We start from the raw sequence: 16,950 nt of genomic DNA, 5'->3' as shown, positions 1-16,950 counted from the left end.
GGCCCGGGCGGCGGCAGAGTCGACGGCATGAACGGTTCCCCCGGCTCCCACGGCCTCGGCCTCTACGCCCTCAAGCCCTGGTACGCCGCCAAGCTGTCCGGCGTGCGCGGTGCGCTCGCCCGCCGCGGTGTGTCGCCGGACGCGCTGACGGCGGCGGGCGTGGGGTGTGCCGCGGGCGCGGCAGCGGCCCTCGCGTGGCTGCCCGCGCCGCTCGCCGCGCTCCCGGCGGCGGTCCTGCTCGCGGCGCGCCTGGCGTGCGCGAACCTGGACGGCGCGCTGGCCCGCGACACCGGCCGCACGACGCGGCGCGGGGCCCTGCTCAACGAACTCGGCGACAGGGCGGCCGACTTGGTGGTGCTCGCGGGCTTCCTGCCGCTGGCCCCGCTGTGGCTCGTGGCGACGGCCGCCCTCGCGGCGACGCTCCCGTCCTGGGTCTCCCTCGCGGGCGCGGCGGCGGGCGCGGAGCGCCTGAACGGCGGCCCGGTGGGCAAGACGGAGCGCTGCGCGCTCGTCGTGGTGGCCGCCGCGTCCGGTCTGGCGGCACCCGTGCTCGTGGCGATCGCCGCGGGCTCCGCGCTGACGGCGGCCGCCCGGTGCGGGCGCCTGTGGGGGGAGTTGGGGACCCGATGAGCGTCGCCTTCGTGGCGGGCGAGGCGGCCGCGCGGGCCGTGCCCGTGGTGGCCGGAGCCCTCGGTGCGGGCGGCGTCGCCGTCGCCGCGCTGCCGTCCCGGGTCCGGATGCGGGCCGAGCTGCGCAGGCGCTGGCGGACCTGGGCGCTCGCGGCGCCGCTGTTCCTCGGCGCGCTCTGGGCGGGCCGGGCGGGGGCGTTCGCCCTGGCGGCCGGGCTCGGCGTGGTCGCCGTGGCGGAGTACGCCCGGATGGCCCGCCTCGAGCGCGGCGAGCGGGCGGTGCTCGGCGTCGCGGCCGTCCTGCTGCCCGCGGCGGCCTGGCTCGCGCCCGCGGGGCTCGATCTGCGCGCGTTCGCCGCCCTCCTGATCATGTCGGCCCTGCCCGCGCTCCTGACCGGCGACACCGAGCACGGCTTCACACGGGCGTGCCGCACGCTCTTCGGGGTGCTCTGGATCCCGGTCTCCCTCACCGGCCTGGTCCTGTTGGACGGCACGGCGGTGGCGCTGGGCGTGGCGGTGGCCTTCGGGGACGTCGGCGCGTGGTGCGCGGGCACGGCGCTGGGCCGCGGAGGCCCGCTGGCCCGCCCCCTCTCCCCGCTGTCCCCCAACAAGACGTGGGCGGGAGTGCTCGGCACCGCGGCGGCGACGGCCCTGGCCCTGGCGGCGGTCGGGGCCCTCACGCTCACGCTGTGGGCGGCGGTGCTCGTCGGCTGCGTCCTGGGCGACCTCCTGGAGTCCATGGTGAAGCGCGAGGCGGGCGTCAAGGACGCGGGCACCTGGCTCCCCGGCTTCGGCGGCCTCCTGGACCGGGTGGACTCGCTGCTCCTGGCCCTGCTCCTGACGATGGCGGTGGGCCTGTGAAGACGGGGAGCGAGCCCCTCGCGCGGGCCTGGGGCGCCGCCGCGAGGGCCGTGCTGTGGCGCACCCTGCTCACCCTCACCGGCGGCATCACCCGCGAGGGCGCCCTGCCGGACGGCGGCTGCGTGGTCGTGGCCAACCACACCTCCCACGCCGACACCGCGGCCCTGCTGGCCGCCCTGGACGCGCGCCACTCCCCCACCATCGCCGCCGCGGCGGACTACTGGTTCGCCTCCCCCTGGAGGCGCCGGGTGTGCGCGCGCCTGGCCGCGGGCTTCCCCGTGCGCCGCACGGGAGGCGGCATGGACGACCTCCTGGCCCGGGCGGACGCGCTGCGCGCGGGCCACGCGGTGGTGCTGTTCCCGGAGGGCACCCGGGCCCGCCGCGGCGAACTCGGCACGTTCCACAAGGGCGCCCTGGTCCTGGCCCGGGAGGCGGACGTGCCGGTCGTCCCCGTGGGCATCGCCGGCACGGACCGCCTCCTCCCGAAACACGGCAGGCTGCGCCCGTCCCTGGTCCGCGTGACGATCGGCGAGCCGCTGCCGCCGACGGTGACGCCGCAGGAGGCCCGGGCGGCGGTGGCGGAGCTGCACCGCCGCACCGCGGACGAGCCCCTGCCGGACTCCCGTACGCGCAAGCGGGTCGCGGCGGCGGCCTGCTCCCCCTTGGGCCTGCCGCTGGCGTTCGCGTGGGCGTGCGCGGAGGCGCTGAGCTGGCCGCTGATGCCGGAGCTGCTCCTCGCAATCGCGTGCGCGGCGGTGCCCCGCAGGTCCCTCAAGCTGGCCCTCGCGGCCCTGGGCGGCAGCCTCACCGGCGGCCTCCTGGCACTGCAACTGGCCGGTTCCGGCGTGCAGTTGCCGCACCCCCTCACCACGGACCGGATGCGCGCCGAGGTGCGCCAGGAGCTGGCCGCCGAGGGCGCGGCGGCGGTCCGGCACCAGCCGTGGAACGGCGTCCCGTTCAAGGTGTACGCGGCCGAGGCGGGCCGCGCGGAGGTCCCGGCCCGCGACTGGCTGGCCGAGTCGGCGCTCTCGCGCGGCTCCCGCACCCTCACCGTGGGCCTCGGGTTCGGCGCGTTCGGCTTCCTGGCCCACCGGCTGCGCCGCCGCTACGGCGCGTATCTGGCCCTGCTCGGCGGCGGGTTCGCGACAGGCCTCGGCCTGATCGTGGCGGGCTGGAGCTGACGGACCCGCGCGGAGGGCACCTCCCGCGCATTCCATTGGTACGCACCATGGCGCACCGCCGCCCCCGGTCCCAGAATCGAGGCATGCCTGATACCGAACAGCACAAGCCGGAGACCGGACACCCCGCCGACCGCTGGACACCGATCCACGGGCAGCCCTACCGCTCGGTTCCCTACCGCCCCGCCCGCATGCCCCAGGCCGAATCCCTCGCGCACGCCGCCGAGTTGAGGGAGCGGATGGACGAGCGCCGCACCGTGCGGCAGTTCTCGTCGGACCCCGTGCCGCCGCAGGTCGTACGGGACGCCGTCGCGTGCGCGGCGACCGCGCCCTCGGGCGCGCACCAGCAGCCGTGGACGTTCGTCCTGGTGCGGGACCCCGAGGTGCGCCGCCGCATCCGGGAGGCCGCCGAGCACGAGGAGCGGATCTCGTACGACGGGCGGCTCGGCGAGGAGTGGCTGGCCGCGCTGCGCCCGCTGGGCACGGACGAGGTGAAGCCGCACCTGACGGACGCGCCCGCGCTGATCGTCGTCTTCCAGCAGCGGTACTGGCTCGGCGACGACGGCACCAAGCACAAGCACTACTACGTCGACGAGTCGGTCGGCATCGCGGTCGGCATGCTCCTGTCCGCGCTGCACCTGTCGGGGCTCGCCGCCCTGATCCACACGCCGAGCCCGATGCGGTTCCTGTCCGAGGTGCTCGGACGGCCGGAGAACGAGAAGGCGTTCGCGGTGATCCCCGTCGGCTATCCGGCACCGGACTGCCAGGTGCCCGATCTGGTGCGCAAGTCCCTCGATCAGGTGCTCGTGGAGGTCTGAAGCTCCCGGGCGCCGAGGGCGGGGTAGTCGGTGTACCCCTCGGCGCCGTTCGTGTACAGGTGCGCCGCGTCGAGGTCGTTCGGCGGCGCGCCCACGGCGAAGCGGTGCGGCAGGTCCGGAGTGGTGAGGAACGCCCTGCCGTAGGAGACGAGGTCGGCGCGGCCGTCGGCGACGACGGCCTCGCCCGCCTCCTTGGTCGTCGGGTCGCCGTTCTCGCCGACGTTGGCGATGAGGGTGCCGCTCCAGTGGGGGCGCAGGTCGTCGAGGGCGGGGTAGCGGTCGTTGTCGGTGAGGTGCAGATAGGCCAGGCCGAGGCCGTCGATCTCGTCGAGCAGCGCGCGGTAGACCGGTCCCGGGTCGGCCTCGTACATGCCGAACTGCGGGTTGCCGGGCGAGAGCCGCAGGCCGAGCCGCTCCGCGCCGATGGCGTCGGCGACCGCGCGCACCACCTCCACCGCGAACCGGATGCGGTTCTCCATCGACCCCCTGCCGTACGCGTCGTCGCGGAGGTTGGTGTTGTCGGCGAGGAACTGGTGGATCAAGTAGCTGTTGGCGCCGTGCAGTTCGACGCCGTCGAAGCCCGCCTCGATGGCGTTGCGGGCCGCGGCCACGTGGTCGTCGACGGCGGTGCGGATGTCGTCGACGGTCATCACGCGCGGGGTCACGGGCTCGGCCTTGCCGCCGTCACGCACGTGCACCAGCTCGGGCGAGACCACGACGGACGGGGCGGCGGGCGCGTCGCCGTCGATGCGCGACAGCGGGTGGCCGTGCCGGCCGCCGTGCATGAGCTGGGCGTAGATCCGCCCGCCCGCGGCGTGCACGGCCTCGGTGACCCGCCGCCAGCCCGCGACGTGCGCGGCCGTCTCCAGGCCGGGGATGCGCCAGCCGCTCTGGCCGCGGCTGCTGGGCCAGATGCCCTCCGTGACGATGAGCCCGGCGCTCGCCCGCTGGGCGTAGTAGTCGGCGACGATCGGCTGCGGGGTGCCGTCCTCCTCGCCGCGGAAGCGGGTCATGGGGGCCATGACCATGCGGTTGGGGAGGTGGCCGAAGGGGGCGGCGTACGGGGTGAGGAGCGTGTTCTGCGTCATGCCGCAACGGTAGAAGCTGACACAGGTGTCAGTTTCAAGTCCGCTCCGACCTAACCTTTCAATTCATCTTGACCAGTTAGGCAGAAGCGTGGTGCACTTACCGCACGCCAACCACCAAAGTCAGCATGAGGGGTTAGAAGAATGAGCGCCCAGGTCCACCACCGCACCACCACCGTCCGCGGCCACGAGGTCTTCTACCGCGAGGCGGGGCCCGCCGACGCCCCCGTGCTGCTCCTGCTGCACGGCTTCCCGTCCAGCTCGCACATGTTCCGGGACCTCATCCCGCTCCTCGCCCACCGCTACCGCGTCATCGCCCCTGACCACATCGGCTTCGGCCGCTCCGCGGCGCCCGCCGCCGACACCTTCTCGTACACCTTCGCCGAACTGGCCGAGATCACCGCCGAGTTCACCGAGCGGATCGGCCTGACCCGGTTCGCGCTGTACGTCCAGGACTACGGCGCGCCGATCGGTCTGCGCCTCGCGCTCGCCCACCCCGGACGGATCACGGCGATCGTCACGCAGAACGGCAACGCGTACGAGGAGGGCCTCGGCGCCGAGGCCTGGGCGCCCGTCTTCGCGTACATCAAGGACCCGAACGAGGAGACGGCCGCGGCCGTGCGGGAGATCCGCTCCCCCGAAGGCATCAAGTGGCAGTACACACACGGCGTCCCCGAGCGCTACCTCGACCTGATCAGCCCCGACGCGTGGGAGCACGACACCGCGGCGATGGCGCGAGCGGGGCAGGACGCCGTCCAGCTCGGCCTGATGGGCGACTACGGCGGCAACATCGCGCTGTACCCGGACTTCCAGGCGTACTTCCGCGAGAGCCAGGTGCCGCTGCTCGCGGTGTGGGGCGCACACGACCAGATCTTCGTGCGCGCGGGCGCGACCGCCTTCCAGCGCGACCTGCCCGAGGCCGAGGTGCACCTGCTCCCCACGGGCCACTTCGCCCTGGAGACGCACGCCGGGCAGATCGCGGACCTGATCGAGAACTTCCTCGGCCGCCGCGCGCAGGCCTAGCCCCCGCGCTATCCGCTGTGCGTCGCGCTCCGGATGGCCCGCCACCGCACCCGGAAGAACCGCAGGAAGACCGCCTCGGTCATCACCGCGTAGAGCAGCACGGCCCCGCCGAGCGCGACGTCGTCCCAGGGCGTGCCGCCGCCCGCGTACCGCTCGATGAGGAAGTAGGCGCCGAGGACCTCTGCGAGCACGCCGGTGCTCAGGATGAACGCGGCCGTCGCCACGTACGGATACCCCATGTGCGTACCGGAGGAGACGAGGCGGGACTCCCAGCTGAGCACGGCGGGGCCGCCGAGCAGCGCGTTGATCCGGCGCTCGACCACGGCGACGCCCTGGCCCGCCCGCTGCGACCGGTGGTACTCGCCCAGCCAGATCAGCAGGCTCGCCTTGGCGGCCGCGGGCACGAAGACCAGGCAGGCCGGGATCAGGACGCCGCGGGACAGGTCGGACGTCAGCACGGCCGCGACGACCACCGCGAGCGAGGTGAACGCGAAGTTCATGATCTGGATGCGGTTGGTGATGGCCTGGAGGCTCTCCTGCCGCAGCGAGTTGTACTCGGCGAGGAGCGTGGCGATCACCGGCGACGCAGCCGTGAGGCCCGCCTCGGCGTCCGGGGGCCGCACCCCCGCGGGGCCCTTGCGGGGCGGCCGCGCGGAGGGGTCCGACGAGGGCGGCGGCACGCTCATGCCGAGAGCCTCCTCAGCAGTTCCCGCGCGTCAGCGACCGGTCGGCCCTCCGAAGGCGCCGCTCCCTCGAACGCGTACGCCGCCGTCCGGAAGCCGAGCCCTCGCGCGCGGCGCAGATTGCCCGCGCGGTCCTCGATCAGAAGGGTCGACGGCGGGTGCACGCGCTCGGCGGCCGCTTCGAGGAGGCCGCGGCCCCTTGCGCCCTTCGTGACGCCCAACTCATGAGAGAGGAAGACGAGTCGGGGGTCCAACCACTGGTGCAGGGACAGACGCTCGGCCTGCTTCGCGTACCAGAAGGACGTGTTGTTCGAGGCGATGCCCACCGGCCGCGCCCCGGCGTCCGAGGCCGCGGCGAGGAGTTCGGCTGCCGCCGGGTTGGCGACGAGGAGGCGGTCCTCCAGCTCCTCGACCAGTGAGGGCGGGACCTTCCTGCCGAGCTCGCGCCCCAACTCCTCCCAGTACTCGCCCTCTTCCGCCTCGACCACGCTGAACCGGCGCCAGAGCCGCCGCCCGACCGTGTCGACCTCGTCGCGATCGAGCCCGAGGCGGTCGGCGAGGCCCTCTCCCTCGGTCAAGAGCAGCGTTTCCCACGGGTCGCGGAACAGCACGTTGCCGAGGTCGAACAGGACCACCGACGGCCGGTTCTTCGGATCGTCCACCCGCTAGCCCCCTGGGTCGCGCGCTGTCGTGTCGTCGCAACCTATACGACACCGCCCCCGGCCGGGGTGGGGCCCAAGCCGGGGGCGGGGGTTCATGAGGGCGTGCGCCCTCGGGGGGGGGCGTCAGCCCATGTGCGGGTAGCCGTAGTCGGTCGGCGCGACCAGCGTCTCCTTGATGGCGCGGGTCAGGGTCCAGCGCATCAGGTTCTGCGGGGCGCCCGCCTTGTCGTTGGTGCCGGAGGCACGGCCGCCGCCGAAGGGCTGCTGGCCGACGACGGCGCCGGTCGACTTGTCGTTGATGTAGAAGTTGCCCGCGGCGTAGCGGAGCTTCTCCATCGTGTACGCGGCCGCCGCGCGGTCCTTGGAGATGACCGAGCCGGTGAGCGCGTAGGCCGACACCGACTCCATCTGGGTCAGCATCTCGTCGTACTTGTCGTCCTCGTAGACGTACACGGCCAGGAACGGGCCGAAGTACTCGTCCTTGAAGACCTCGTTGGCCGGGTCGGTGCACTCGACGACCGTCGGGCGCACGAAGTAGCCCTCGGAGTCGTCGTAGCTGCCGCCCGCGACGATCGTGCAGGTCTCGTCGGCCTTGGCCCGGTCGATCGCCGCCTTGTTCTTGGCGAACGCGCGGTCGTCGATGACGGCGCCGATGAAGTTCGACAGGTCGGTGACGTCACCCATCTTGATGCCGTCGACCTCGGCCGCGAACTCCTCCTTGAACCCGTCGTTCCAGATGGAGGCCGGGATGTAGGCGCGCGAGGTGGCCGAGCACTTCTGGCCCTGGAACTCGAAGGAGCCGCGGGTCAGCGCGGTCTTCAGGACGGCGCGGTCGGCGCTGGGGTGCGCCACCACAAAGTCCTTGCCGCCCGTCTCGCCCACGATGCGCGGGTAGGAGCGGTACTTCTCGATGTTCGTGCCGACCGTCTTCCACAGGTGCTGGAAGGTGCGGGTCGAGCCGGTGAAGTGGATGCCGGCCAGGTCCGGGTGGTGCAGGGCCACGTCGGAGACGGCGATGCCGTCGCCGGTCACCAGGTTGATGACGCCCTTGGGCAGGCCCGCCTCCTCCAGGAGCTGCATGAGCAGGACGGCGGCGTGGGTCTGCGTCGGGGACGGCTTCCACACGACCACGTTGCCCATCAGGGCCGGGGCGGTCGGCAGGTTGCCCGCGATGGCCGTGAAGTTGAACGGCGTGATCGCGTAGACGAAGCCCTCGAGCGGGCGGTGGTCCAGACGGTTCCAGACGCCGGTGGAGTTCGCCGGGGGCTGCTCGGCGAGCAGGTCACGGGCGTACTTCACATTGAAGCGCCAGAAGTCGACGAGCTCGCAGGGCGTGTCGATCTCGGCCTGCTGGGCGGTCTTGGACTGGCCGAGCATGGTGGAGGCGGCCAGCGTCTCGCGCCACGTCGTGGACAGCAGCTCGGCGGCGCGCAGGATGATCGCGGCGCGGTCGTCGAAGGCCATCGCGCGCCAGGCAGGGGCGGCGGCGAGCGCGGCGTCGATCGCGTCCTGGGCGTCCTGCTGCGTGGCGCCGCGGCCGGTGCCGATGACGGCCTTGTGGTTGTGCGGCTGGACGACCTCGAACGGCTCGCCGCCGCCGAGGCGCTTCTCGCCGCCGATGGTCATCGGCAGCTCGATCGGGTTCTCGGACAGCTCCTTGAGCTTGGCCTCGAGCCGGGCGCGCTCCGGGGAGCCCGGGGCGTAGCCGTGTACCGGCTCGTTGACCGGGGCGGGGACCTGGGTCACAGCGTCCATGAGTTCCTTGGCTCCTTTTTGTGCGGGGGCTCTGTGCGGGAGGGGCGGGCGGCTCAGCCCTTGGTGAGGATGGAGCGGCCGAAGAACAGCAGGTTCGCCGGCTTCTCCGCGAGACGGCGCATGAAGTAGCCGTACCAGTCGGTGCCGTAGGCGGTGTAGACGCGCATGCGGTGGCCCTCCGCGGCGAGCCGCAGGTGCTCCTCGCTGCGGATGCCGTACAGCATCTGGAATTCGTACTCGTCCAGTTTGCGCCCGGCGCGCCGGGCCAGCTCCTGGGTGATGGCGATCAGGCGCGGGTCGTGGGACCCGATCATCGGATAGCCCTCGCCGTCCATCAGGATCTTCAGGATGCGGACGTACGCCTTGTCGATCTCCGCCTTGTCCTGGTACGCGACCTCGGCGGGCTCCTTGTACGCGCCCTTCACGATGCGCACGCGGCTGCCGTTGGCGGCCAGGCGGCGGGCGTCGTCCTCGGTGCGGAACAGATAGGCCTGGATCACACAGCCGGTCTGCGGGAAGTCCTTCCGCAGCTCGTCGTGGATGGCGAACATCGAGTCCAGGGTGGTGTGGTCCTCGGCGTCCAGCGTGACGGTGGTGCCGATGGCGGCGGCGGCCTCGACGACCGGGCGGACGTTCGCGAGGGCCAGCTCGTGGCCGCCCTCCAGCGCTTGGCCGAACATGGACAGCTTCACGGACATCTCGGCCTTCTCGCCGAAGCCGAGGTCCTTGAGGCGGTCGATGAGCTCCAGATAGGCGTCGCGCGCGGCGTGGGACTGCTCGACGGTGGTGATGTCCTCGCCGACGACGTCGAGGGTGACCTCCAGGCCCTTGCCGACCGCGTCCTCGACGATCGGGACGACCTGGTCGACGGTCTCACCGGCGATGAAGCGGTCGACGACCTGCTTGGTGCCCGGCGCCGCCGAAACGAAACGACGCATCTTGTCACTGCGTGACGCGGCAAGGATCACGGGACCCAGCACGGGGCACCTCCACGGGAGTACGAACGAAGCCGCACCGGCATCATTTTTGCGACAAAACTGGTACGGCACGGAGAACCACCGTGAAACCTAAGGATCCCTCCGATCCTGAGCCATCGACACCTGTCACGCATCCGTGGGCTGGATCTCAGACAGATGTCTGAGACGGACGCCCGACTGCGCGAGAATGGCTCTCGAAAGCATTGACGACGAGGGAACCGGGCAGGCGGCACAGCCCGCACGGAGCGAAGGAAGGGCCCGGTGAAGGGCGACTACCAGGAACTGGTCGACGAGATCTCGGCCCTGCTCGGCGCGCCCGCGACCCTGGAGAACCGCGACTTCGAACTGATCGCCTTCGGCGCCCACGACGGCGGTGACGGCTTCGAGGCGGCCGACCTCGACCCGGTCCGCACCCGCTCGATCCTCACCCGCCGCTCCACGGCGGCGGTCCGCTCCTGGTTCGAGAGCTTCGGCATCACGCGCGCCACCACCCCGGTCCGCATCCCGCCGACCCCGGAGGCGGGCGTGCACCGCGGCCGGATCTGCCTCCCCGTACGCCACCGGGGCTACGCCCTGGGCTATGTGTGGCTGCTCGACGACGAGCCGGGCCCCGCGGAGGAGCGGCTCGGCGCCGCCATGGAGGTGGCCGCCCGCATCGGCGCGCTCCTCGCCGACGAGGCACAGGCGGGCGCCGATCTGACCCGTGAGTTCCGGGCGGTCCTGACGGCGGAGCGCGGCTGGCAGCGGGACATGGCCCTGGCGGCGCTCCGCACGGCGCTCGGCGCGCGCGGCGAGAGCCTGCACGCGGTGGTGTGCGTGGCGCCGTGGCCCGCGGCGGGCCCGGAGGACGCGCCCGCGCTGCGGACCGTGCCGGGGGCGACGGCCCTGTGCACGGTGCCGTGGACCACGACGGGCGCGGTGGGCCAGTCCCTCGCGGTGATGGTGCGGCTGCGCTCGGCGGACGCCCTGACCCCGGCGCTCACGACGGCGTCCCGGCTCGTGGAGTCGGCGGGCGGTGGCGCGACGGCCGGGGTCGCGGGCGCCCGGCACGGCCTCGAGGACCTGGGCGCGGCCTGGGCGGAGGCGTCGGCCGCGGCCCGCGCGGCGCTCGCCGAACCCCGGCTCGGGCCGCTCGCCCGCTGGTCGGACATCGGCCCCTACCGCCTCCTCACCGCGCTGCCCGCGGAGGCCGCCCAGGACGCGGTGGCCCGCGCGCTGCTGACCCCCGCGCACCGCGAACTGGCCCGCACCGCCGAGGTGTTCCTCGACTGCGCGGGCCAGGCGGGCCGCGCCGCGGCGGAGCTGGGCATCCACCGCCAGACGCTCTACTACCGCCTCTCGCGCGTGGAGCAGCTCACGAAGCTGGACCTGGACGAGGGCGAGGACCGGCTGCTCCTGCACATGACCCTGAAGGCGTCACGACTGCGGTAGCCGCCGGCCCTCCGCCGCCGAGGCCCGCTCAGCCACCCGCCGCAGCCCCTCCGTGAGCTGCCCGGCCGTGGTGGCCGAGCCCGGGTCGAAGAGCCACTGCACCATGAGGCCGTTGAGCAGGGTCGTGTAGAGCCGCCCCTCGGCGTTCACGACGTCCTCCGGCACGGCGGTGTCGTCGAGGTCGAGCAGGAGCGCGGCGAGCCCGGCGCGGCCCTGGACCTGGGCCTTGACCATGATGTCCCGCACCCCGGCGAGCCGCTCGCCCTGGGTGATGAACTCAAGGGTCAGCATCCAGATCCCGCGCGCCTCGGGGAACGACTGGATGACGTTGCCCCACATCTTCTCGAACCGCTCCAGCGAACCGCCGGGTCCCGCGTCGCCGTCGGGCGGCCCCACGAAGCCGTCGCCGAGGTCCTCGATGAGCGAGATGTAGGCCTCGGCGAGCAGCGCGTCCTTCGAGCCGTAGTGATAGCCGATCGACGCGAGATTCGTACCCGACTCCTTGACGACGTCGCGCGCCGTCGTGCGCACGAAGCCCTTCTCCAGCAGGCAGCGCTTGGCCCCTGCGAGCAGATCCTCACGGTGTCCCATGCGCGCACCCTACGCCCGCCCCAGACAACCGTCCAAGACAAGCGTCTTACACAGTCGTTCTAGACAACCGTCTAAGACGACCGTACAGTCCTGCCCCATGACCACGACAACCCCGCCTCCGCCCGCCCCCGCCACCGACCGCGCGGGCCGCAAGGAGTGGACGGCCCTGGCCGTCCTGATGCTGCCGCTGCTGCTCGTGTCGATGGACGTGTCGGTCCTCTACTTCGCGGTCCCCGCCTTGAACGCCGACCTGGAGCCCAGCGGCACCCAGCAGCTGTGGATCTTCGACATCTACGCGTTCGTGCTCGCGGGTCTGCTGATGACCATGGGCTCGCTCGGCGACCGCATCGGCCGCCGCAAGCTCCTGCTGATCGGCGCGGCCGCCTTCGGCGCGGCGTCCCTCACCGCCGCCTACGCCACGAGCCCGGAGCTGCTCATCGCCGCCCGCGCGGTCCTCGGCATCGGCGGCGCGACCCTGATGCCGTCCACGATGGCGCTGGTCCGCACCCTGTTCCGCGACCCCGGTCAGCGCGCCACGGCGATCGGCATCTGGTCGGGGGTCATGGTCGGCGGCGTCGCGCTCGGCTCGGTGCTCAGCGGCGTCCTCGTCGAGTTCTTCTGGTGGGGCTCTGTCTTCCTGGTCAACCTGCCCGCGATGGTGCTGCTCCTGATCCTCGCGCCCGTCCTCATCCCCGAGTCCAAGGACCCGCGTCCGGGCCGCTTCGACCTGCTGAGCGTGCCCCTGTCCCTCGCGGCGGTGCTGCCCGTGGTCTACGGCCTCAAGGAGCTGCCGTCCCAGGGGGTGCGGTGGCCGTACGTCGCCTCACTCGTGGTCGGCGCCCTCTTCGCCGTGCTCTTCGTGCGCCGTCAGCTCACCGCGTCGTCGCCGCTGATCTCCCCCGCCCTCTTCCGCGGCGGCCGGGGCTTCGGGACCGCCGTCGCGCTGAACCTCATCTCGTCCTTCGCGATGCTCGGTTCGGCGTACTTCACCACGCAGTACCTCCAGTCGGTGCTCGGCAAGAGCGCGCTGGAGGCCGCGCTGTGGGCGCTGCTCCCCTCGGTCCTCATCGGCTTCGCCGCGCCGGTCGCGACGGCGGCGGTGCGCGGGGGCGCGGCGCGGGCCCACGTGGTCGCGGGCGGCTTCGCGCTCTCGGCCTGCGGCTACGGCCTGCTCTTCGCCGCCGGTACGGACGCGATGTGGACGGTGCTCGCCGGGGCCGGGGTGCTCGCCTGCGGGGCCGTGGTCGTGGGCTCCCAGCTGACGGACCTGGCGCTCGGGGCGGCCCCCGCGGAGAAGGCGGGCGCGGCCTCGTCCCTCCTGGAGACGGGCCAGGAGTTCGGCGGCGCCCTCGGGATGGCGGTCCTGGGCTCCATCGGCACGGCGGTGTTCCGCCACGAGATGCCGGACACGGCCCCGGACGCGGCCCGCGAGACCCTGGGCGGCGCCGTGGCGGTCGCCTCCCAGCTCCCGCCCACGGCGGCGGACGCCCTGACGGCCGCGGCCCGGACCGCCTTCACCAGCGGCATGCACATCGCGGCCCTGGCGGGTGCCCTCGTCCTGCTCGCGGCGGCGGCCCTGGCGGCGAGGGCGCTGCGCTGAGCAGGGCGCACGCAAACGCCGGACGGGCTGGAAAGTTCCAGCCCGTCCGGCGTTTGAGGACGAGGCGCGAAGCGCCGATGAAGGCGGGACCCGTCAGTCGGCCAGGTTCACCGAACGGGCGGACGTGGCCCCGATCTCGGCGGCGACCTCCGCCAGCACCCCGGCCGGCACGGTGTCGTCGACGGTGAGGACGGCCAGTGCCTCCCCGCCCACGTCAGCGCGAGCGACCTGCATGCCCGCGATGTTGATCCCGGCCTCCCCGAGGACGCGCCCGACGGTGCCGACGACACCGGGCCGGTCCGCGTACCGCAGCACGACCATGTGGTCGGCGAGCGCCAGGTCCACGTCGTAGTCGCCGACCGCGACGATCTTCTGGTGGTTCTTGGGTCCGGCGAGCGTGCCGGACACCGCGACCTCCTCGCCGTCGCCGAGCGTGCCGCGCACGGTGACCACGTTGCGGTGGTCGGGCGACTCCGAGGAGGTGGTGAGCCGCACCTCGACGCCGCGCTCCTGCGCGAACAGCGGCGCGTTCACGTACGAGACGGTCTCGTCGACGACGTCCTCGAACACGCCCTTGAGCGCGGACAGTTCGAGCACCTTCACGTCGTGCTGGGTGATCTCGCCGTACACCTCGACGTCGAGCCGGACCGCGACCTCGCCCGCGAGGGCGGTGAAGATCCGGCCGAGCTTCTCGGCGAGCGGCAGTCCGGGGCGCACGTCCTCGGCGATGACACCGCCCTGGACGTTCACCGCGTCGGGGACCAGCTCGCCCGCGAGCGCGAGCCGCACGGACTTGGCGACCGAGATGCCCGCCTTCTCCTGCGCCTCGTCGGTGGACGCGCCGAGGTGCGGGGTGCACACGACCTGGTCGAGCTCGAACAGCGGGGAGTCGGTGCACGGCTCCTTCGCGTACACATCGAGGCCGGCACCCGCGACGCGGCCCTCCTTGAGCGCGGAGTACAGCGCTTCCTCGTCCACGATGCCGCCGCGGGCGGCGTTCACGATCCGCACCGCCGGCTTGACCTTGTGCAGCGCGTCGTCGCCGATGAGGCCCACCGTCTCGGGCGTCTTCGGCAGGTGCACGGTGATGAAGTCCGAGACCTCGAGCAGCTCGTCGAGGGAGAGCACCTTCACGCCCATCTGCGCGGCGCGCGCGGGCTGTACGTACGGGTCGTAGGCGACGACCTTCATGCCGAACGCGGACATCCGCTGCGCCACGAGCGCGCCGATGCGGCCGAGGCCGACGACGCCGAGGGTCTTCTCGGCCAGCTCCACCCCGGTGTACTTGGAGCGCTTCCACTCGCCGTTCTTCAGCGCCGTGTTGGCCTGCGGGATGTTGCGGGCGGTGGCCAGGAGCAGGCCACAGGCCAGCTCGGCGGCGGTGACGATGTTCGAGGTGGGGGCGTTCACCACCATGACGCCCGCCTTGGTGGCGGCGGAGACGTCGACGTTGTCGAGGCCGACGCCCGCGCGGGCGACGACCTTCAGCTTGCGGGCGGCGGCGATGGCCTCGGCGTCGACCTTGGTCGCGGAGCGGACCAGGATGGCGTCGACGTCGGCGATGGCGGGCAGCAGCTCCGCGCGGTCCGCGCCGTTGCAGCGCCGGATCTCGAAGTCGGGGCCCAGGGCTTCGACGGTCGCGGGCGACAGCTCTTCAGCGATGAGTACGACCGGTTTGCCGTTGGCAGCAGTGCTCACGTGAGTCCTCACAAGTCCAATGCGGACGGCCGTCCCGACGGCCGCAGGCGGTGGAGGTGGCTAGCCGCGTGGAAGACGCACGACGCTGTGGGCCTGACGCGAATGTGGTTTGCAGTGTAGTGGCGTCTGCGGGGGCCTTATGCGCCTGACTGGAAGGATCACCCGGACGAGGATGGCCGCCACGGACAACTAGGAGCTCGGCCTGGAATCAGCCCCTCCGGCGTTTGAGGAGCGGGGTCCGGGGCGGAGCCCCGTGCCCTCACGGAGAGTCCTCACGGAGAGCGGCGGGGCCGGGGCGGTGCGCCCCGGCCCCGCCGACGTGAGCCCTACTCGTTGTCGTTGACCCAGGACATGAGCTTGCGCAGCTCCTTGCCCGTGGTCTCGAGCAGGTGGTCCTCGTCCTGCTTCTTGTACTCGTTGTACTTCTTCAGACCGCCGTGGTATTCGTCCATCCACTGCTGGGCGAACGTGCCGTCCTGGATCTCGGCCAGGACCTTCTTCATCTCGGCCTTGGTGGCGTCCGTGATGATGCGCGGGCCCGTGACGTAGTCGCCCCACTCGGCGGTCTCGGAGACCGACCAGCGCATCTTCTCCAGGCCGCCCTCGTACATGAGGTCGACGATCAGCTTCAGCTCGTGGAGGCACTCGAAGTAGGCGATCTCCGGCTGGTAGCCCGCCTCGACGAGGGTCTCGAAGCCCGCCTTGACCAGGGCGGCGGTGCCGCCGCAGAGCACGGCCTGCTCACCGAACAGGTCGGTCTCGGTCTCCTCGGTGAAGGTCGTCTTGATGACGCCCGCACGGGTGCCGCCGATGCCCTTGGCGTACGACAGGGCCAGCTCGAAGCCCTTGCCGGTGGCGTCCTGCTCGACCGCCGCGATGCACGGGACGCCGCGGCCCTCCTCGTACTGACGGCGCACCAGGTGGCCCGGGCCCTTGGGGGCGACCATGCAGACGTCGACGCCCTCGGGGGCCTTGATGAAGCCGAAGCGGATGTTCAGGCCGTGGCCGAAGAACAGCGCGTCGCCGTCCTTCAGGTTGTCCTTGATGGACTCCTCGTAGACCTGGGCCTGGATGGGGTCCGGGACCAGGACCATGATGACGTCGGCCTCGGCGGCGGCCTCGGCGGGCGTGACCACGCGCAGGCCCTGCTCCTCGGCCTTGGCCTTCGACTTGGAGCCCTCGTGCAGACCGACCCGGACGTCCACACCGGAGTCGCGCAGCGAGAGGGCGTGGGCGTGACCCTGGCTGCCGTAACCGATGACCGCGACCTTGCGGCCCTGGATGATGGACAGGTCGGCGTCGGCGTCGTAGAACAGCTCGGCCACTGGATATCTCCTATGTGTGCTGATGTTGCGTCCCACCGTACGGCGGGCTCGGACAGGAAGGTCGGGGGGTTCCGGAATGCGGAACGTCAGGCGGTGCGGTCGAGCGCCCGCAGGCTGCGGTCGGTGATCGAGCGCGAGCCGCGGCCGATCGCGATCGTGCCGGACTGCACCAGCTCCTTGATGCCGAAGGGTTCGAGCATCTTGAGCATGGCCTCCAGCTTGTCGCTCGACCCGGTGGCCTCGATGGTCACGGCCTCGGGCGAGACGTCCACGGTCTTGGCGCGGAACAGCTGGACGATCTCGACGATCTGGGAGCGGGTCTCGTTGTCGGCGCGCACCTTCACGAGGACGAGTTCACGCTGAACGGCCGCGCCCGGCTCCAGTTCGACGATCTTCAGGACGTTCACCAGCTTGTTGAGCTGCTTCGTGACCTGTTCGAGCGGCAGTTCCTCGACATTCACGACAATGGTGATGCGCGAGATGTCGGGGTGCTCGGTGACGCCGACGGCGAGGGAGTCGATGTTGAAGCCGCGGCGGGAGAAGAGGGCGGCGATCCTGGCCAGGATACCGGGGGTGTTCTCGACGAGGACCGAGAGCGTGTGCTTGGACATGGGAGTCATGGGGTCTGTCCTTC

16 protein-coding genes are annotated in these 16,950 nt (G+C 72.3%); 7 read left to right on the top strand and 9 right to left on the bottom strand.

Features of this window, described 5'->3' with window-relative positions; genetic code table 11:
* The first annotated feature begins 27 nt into the window (after positions 1 to 27).
* The 4 genes from CP982_RS29450 to CP982_RS29435 all read left to right on the top strand — a co-directional run bounded on the left by CP982_RS29450 (position 28) and on the right by CP982_RS29435 (position 3,486).
* Positions 28 to 630, top strand: coding sequence for a CDP-alcohol phosphatidyltransferase family protein (locus CP982_RS29450; RefSeq protein WP_150513242.1), 603 nt, complete (start codon positions 28 to 30; stop codon positions 628 to 630).
* A complete protein-coding gene (locus tag CP982_RS42680; RefSeq protein ID WP_150513241.1) occupies positions 627 to 1,490 on the top strand; it encodes a phosphatidate cytidylyltransferase in 864 nt (287 codons plus the stop codon). Before CP982_RS29450 ends, CP982_RS42680 begins: the two co-directional genes overlap by 4 nt.
* Complete coding sequence (locus CP982_RS29440; protein WP_229878458.1) at positions 1,487 to 2,671, top strand: lysophospholipid acyltransferase family protein; 1,185 nt, start codon at positions 1,487 to 1,489, stop codon at positions 2,669 to 2,671. Before CP982_RS42680 ends, CP982_RS29440 begins: the two co-directional genes overlap by 4 nt.
* 83 nt (positions 2,672 to 2,754) lie before the next feature.
* The gene (locus CP982_RS29435; RefSeq protein WP_150513240.1) at positions 2,755 to 3,486 is read left to right on the top strand and encodes a nitroreductase family protein; all 732 of its coding nucleotides are present in this window, start codon (positions 2,755 to 2,757) and stop codon (positions 3,484 to 3,486) included.
* On the opposite strand, the gene CP982_RS29430 is transcribed toward CP982_RS29435, so the two are convergent.
* The gene (locus CP982_RS29430; protein ID WP_150513239.1) at positions 3,465 to 4,574 is read right to left on the bottom strand and encodes an alkene reductase; all 1,110 of its coding nucleotides are present in this window, start codon (positions 4,572 to 4,574) and stop codon (positions 3,465 to 3,467) included. The genes CP982_RS29435 and CP982_RS29430 overlap by 22 nt on opposite strands.
* A gap of 141 nt (positions 4,575 to 4,715) precedes the next feature.
* Between CP982_RS29430 and CP982_RS29425 the strand changes: the two genes are divergently transcribed.
* Positions 4,716 to 5,594 (top strand): alpha/beta fold hydrolase, encoded by an 879-nt coding sequence (locus tag CP982_RS29425; RefSeq protein WP_150513238.1) that lies wholly within the window; start codon positions 4,716 to 4,718, stop codon positions 5,592 to 5,594.
* Between the two features lie 8 nt (positions 5,595 to 5,602).
* Here the strand turns inward: CP982_RS29425 and CP982_RS29420 are convergent, their stop codons facing one another.
* From CP982_RS29420 to CP982_RS29405, 4 genes are all read right to left on the bottom strand, one after another.
* Positions 5,603 to 6,280 carry a hypothetical protein gene (locus CP982_RS29420; RefSeq protein WP_150513237.1) on the bottom strand — a complete coding sequence of 226 codons (678 nt, stop codon included), beginning with the start codon at positions 6,278 to 6,280 and terminating at the stop codon, positions 5,603 to 5,605.
* On the bottom strand, positions 6,277 to 6,939 hold the full coding sequence (locus CP982_RS29415) for an HAD family hydrolase (RefSeq protein ID WP_150513236.1): 663 nt from the start codon (positions 6,937 to 6,939) through the stop codon (positions 6,277 to 6,279). Before CP982_RS29415 ends, CP982_RS29420 begins: the two co-directional genes overlap by 4 nt.
* A 123-nt stretch (positions 6,940 to 7,062) precedes the next feature.
* Complete coding sequence (gene pruA / locus CP982_RS29410) at positions 7,063 to 8,694, bottom strand: L-glutamate gamma-semialdehyde dehydrogenase (protein ID WP_150513235.1); 1,632 nt, start codon at positions 8,692 to 8,694, stop codon at positions 7,063 to 7,065.
* 53 nt (positions 8,695 to 8,747) lie between these two features.
* Positions 8,748 to 9,674 (bottom strand): proline dehydrogenase family protein, encoded by a 927-nt coding sequence (locus tag CP982_RS29405; RefSeq protein ID WP_150513234.1) that lies wholly within the window; start codon positions 9,672 to 9,674, stop codon positions 8,748 to 8,750.
* Between the two features lie 258 nt (positions 9,675 to 9,932).
* Between CP982_RS29405 and CP982_RS29400 the strand changes: the two genes are divergently transcribed.
* The gene (locus tag CP982_RS29400) at positions 9,933 to 11,102 is read left to right on the top strand and encodes a PucR family transcriptional regulator (protein ID WP_150513233.1); all 1,170 of its coding nucleotides are present in this window, start codon (positions 9,933 to 9,935) and stop codon (positions 11,100 to 11,102) included.
* On the opposite strand, the gene CP982_RS29395 is transcribed toward CP982_RS29400, so the two are convergent.
* Positions 11,088 to 11,693: a TetR/AcrR family transcriptional regulator gene (locus CP982_RS29395; RefSeq protein ID WP_150513232.1), complete on the bottom strand. Its 606-nt coding sequence runs from the start codon at positions 11,691 to 11,693 to the stop codon at positions 11,088 to 11,090. The genes CP982_RS29400 and CP982_RS29395 overlap by 15 nt on opposite strands.
* Positions 11,694 to 11,790: 97 nt before the next feature.
* Between CP982_RS29395 and CP982_RS29390 the strand changes: the two genes are divergently transcribed.
* Positions 11,791 to 13,293 (top strand): MFS transporter, encoded by a 1,503-nt coding sequence (locus CP982_RS29390; RefSeq protein ID WP_150513231.1) that lies wholly within the window; start codon positions 11,791 to 11,793, stop codon positions 13,291 to 13,293.
* A gap of 93 nt (positions 13,294 to 13,386) precedes the next feature.
* Here CP982_RS29390 and serA read toward each other — a convergent pair whose 3' ends face one another.
* The 3 genes from serA to ilvN all read right to left on the bottom strand — a co-directional run bounded on the left by serA (position 13,387) and on the right by ilvN (position 16,927).
* Positions 13,387 to 14,991 (bottom strand): phosphoglycerate dehydrogenase, encoded by a 1,605-nt coding sequence (serA, locus tag CP982_RS29385; RefSeq protein WP_150513230.1) that lies wholly within the window; start codon positions 14,989 to 14,991, stop codon positions 13,387 to 13,389.
* A gap of 326 nt (positions 14,992 to 15,317) precedes the next feature.
* Positions 15,318 to 16,316: a ketol-acid reductoisomerase gene (gene ilvC / locus CP982_RS29380; protein ID WP_144321100.1), complete on the bottom strand. Its 999-nt coding sequence runs from the start codon at positions 16,314 to 16,316 to the stop codon at positions 15,318 to 15,320.
* Positions 16,317 to 16,402: 86 nt separating this feature from the next.
* Positions 16,403 to 16,927: an acetolactate synthase small subunit gene (ilvN, locus tag CP982_RS29375; protein WP_144323779.1), complete on the bottom strand. Its 525-nt coding sequence runs from the start codon at positions 16,925 to 16,927 to the stop codon at positions 16,403 to 16,405.
* Positions 16,928 to 16,950: the final 23 nt, after the last annotated feature.

It is taken from the genome of Streptomyces spectabilis, assembly GCF_008704795.1.
Lineage (GTDB): Bacteria > Actinomycetota > Actinomycetes > Streptomycetales > Streptomycetaceae > Streptomyces > Streptomyces spectabilis.
This window is presented reverse-complemented; position numbering and strand designations above follow the sequence as displayed.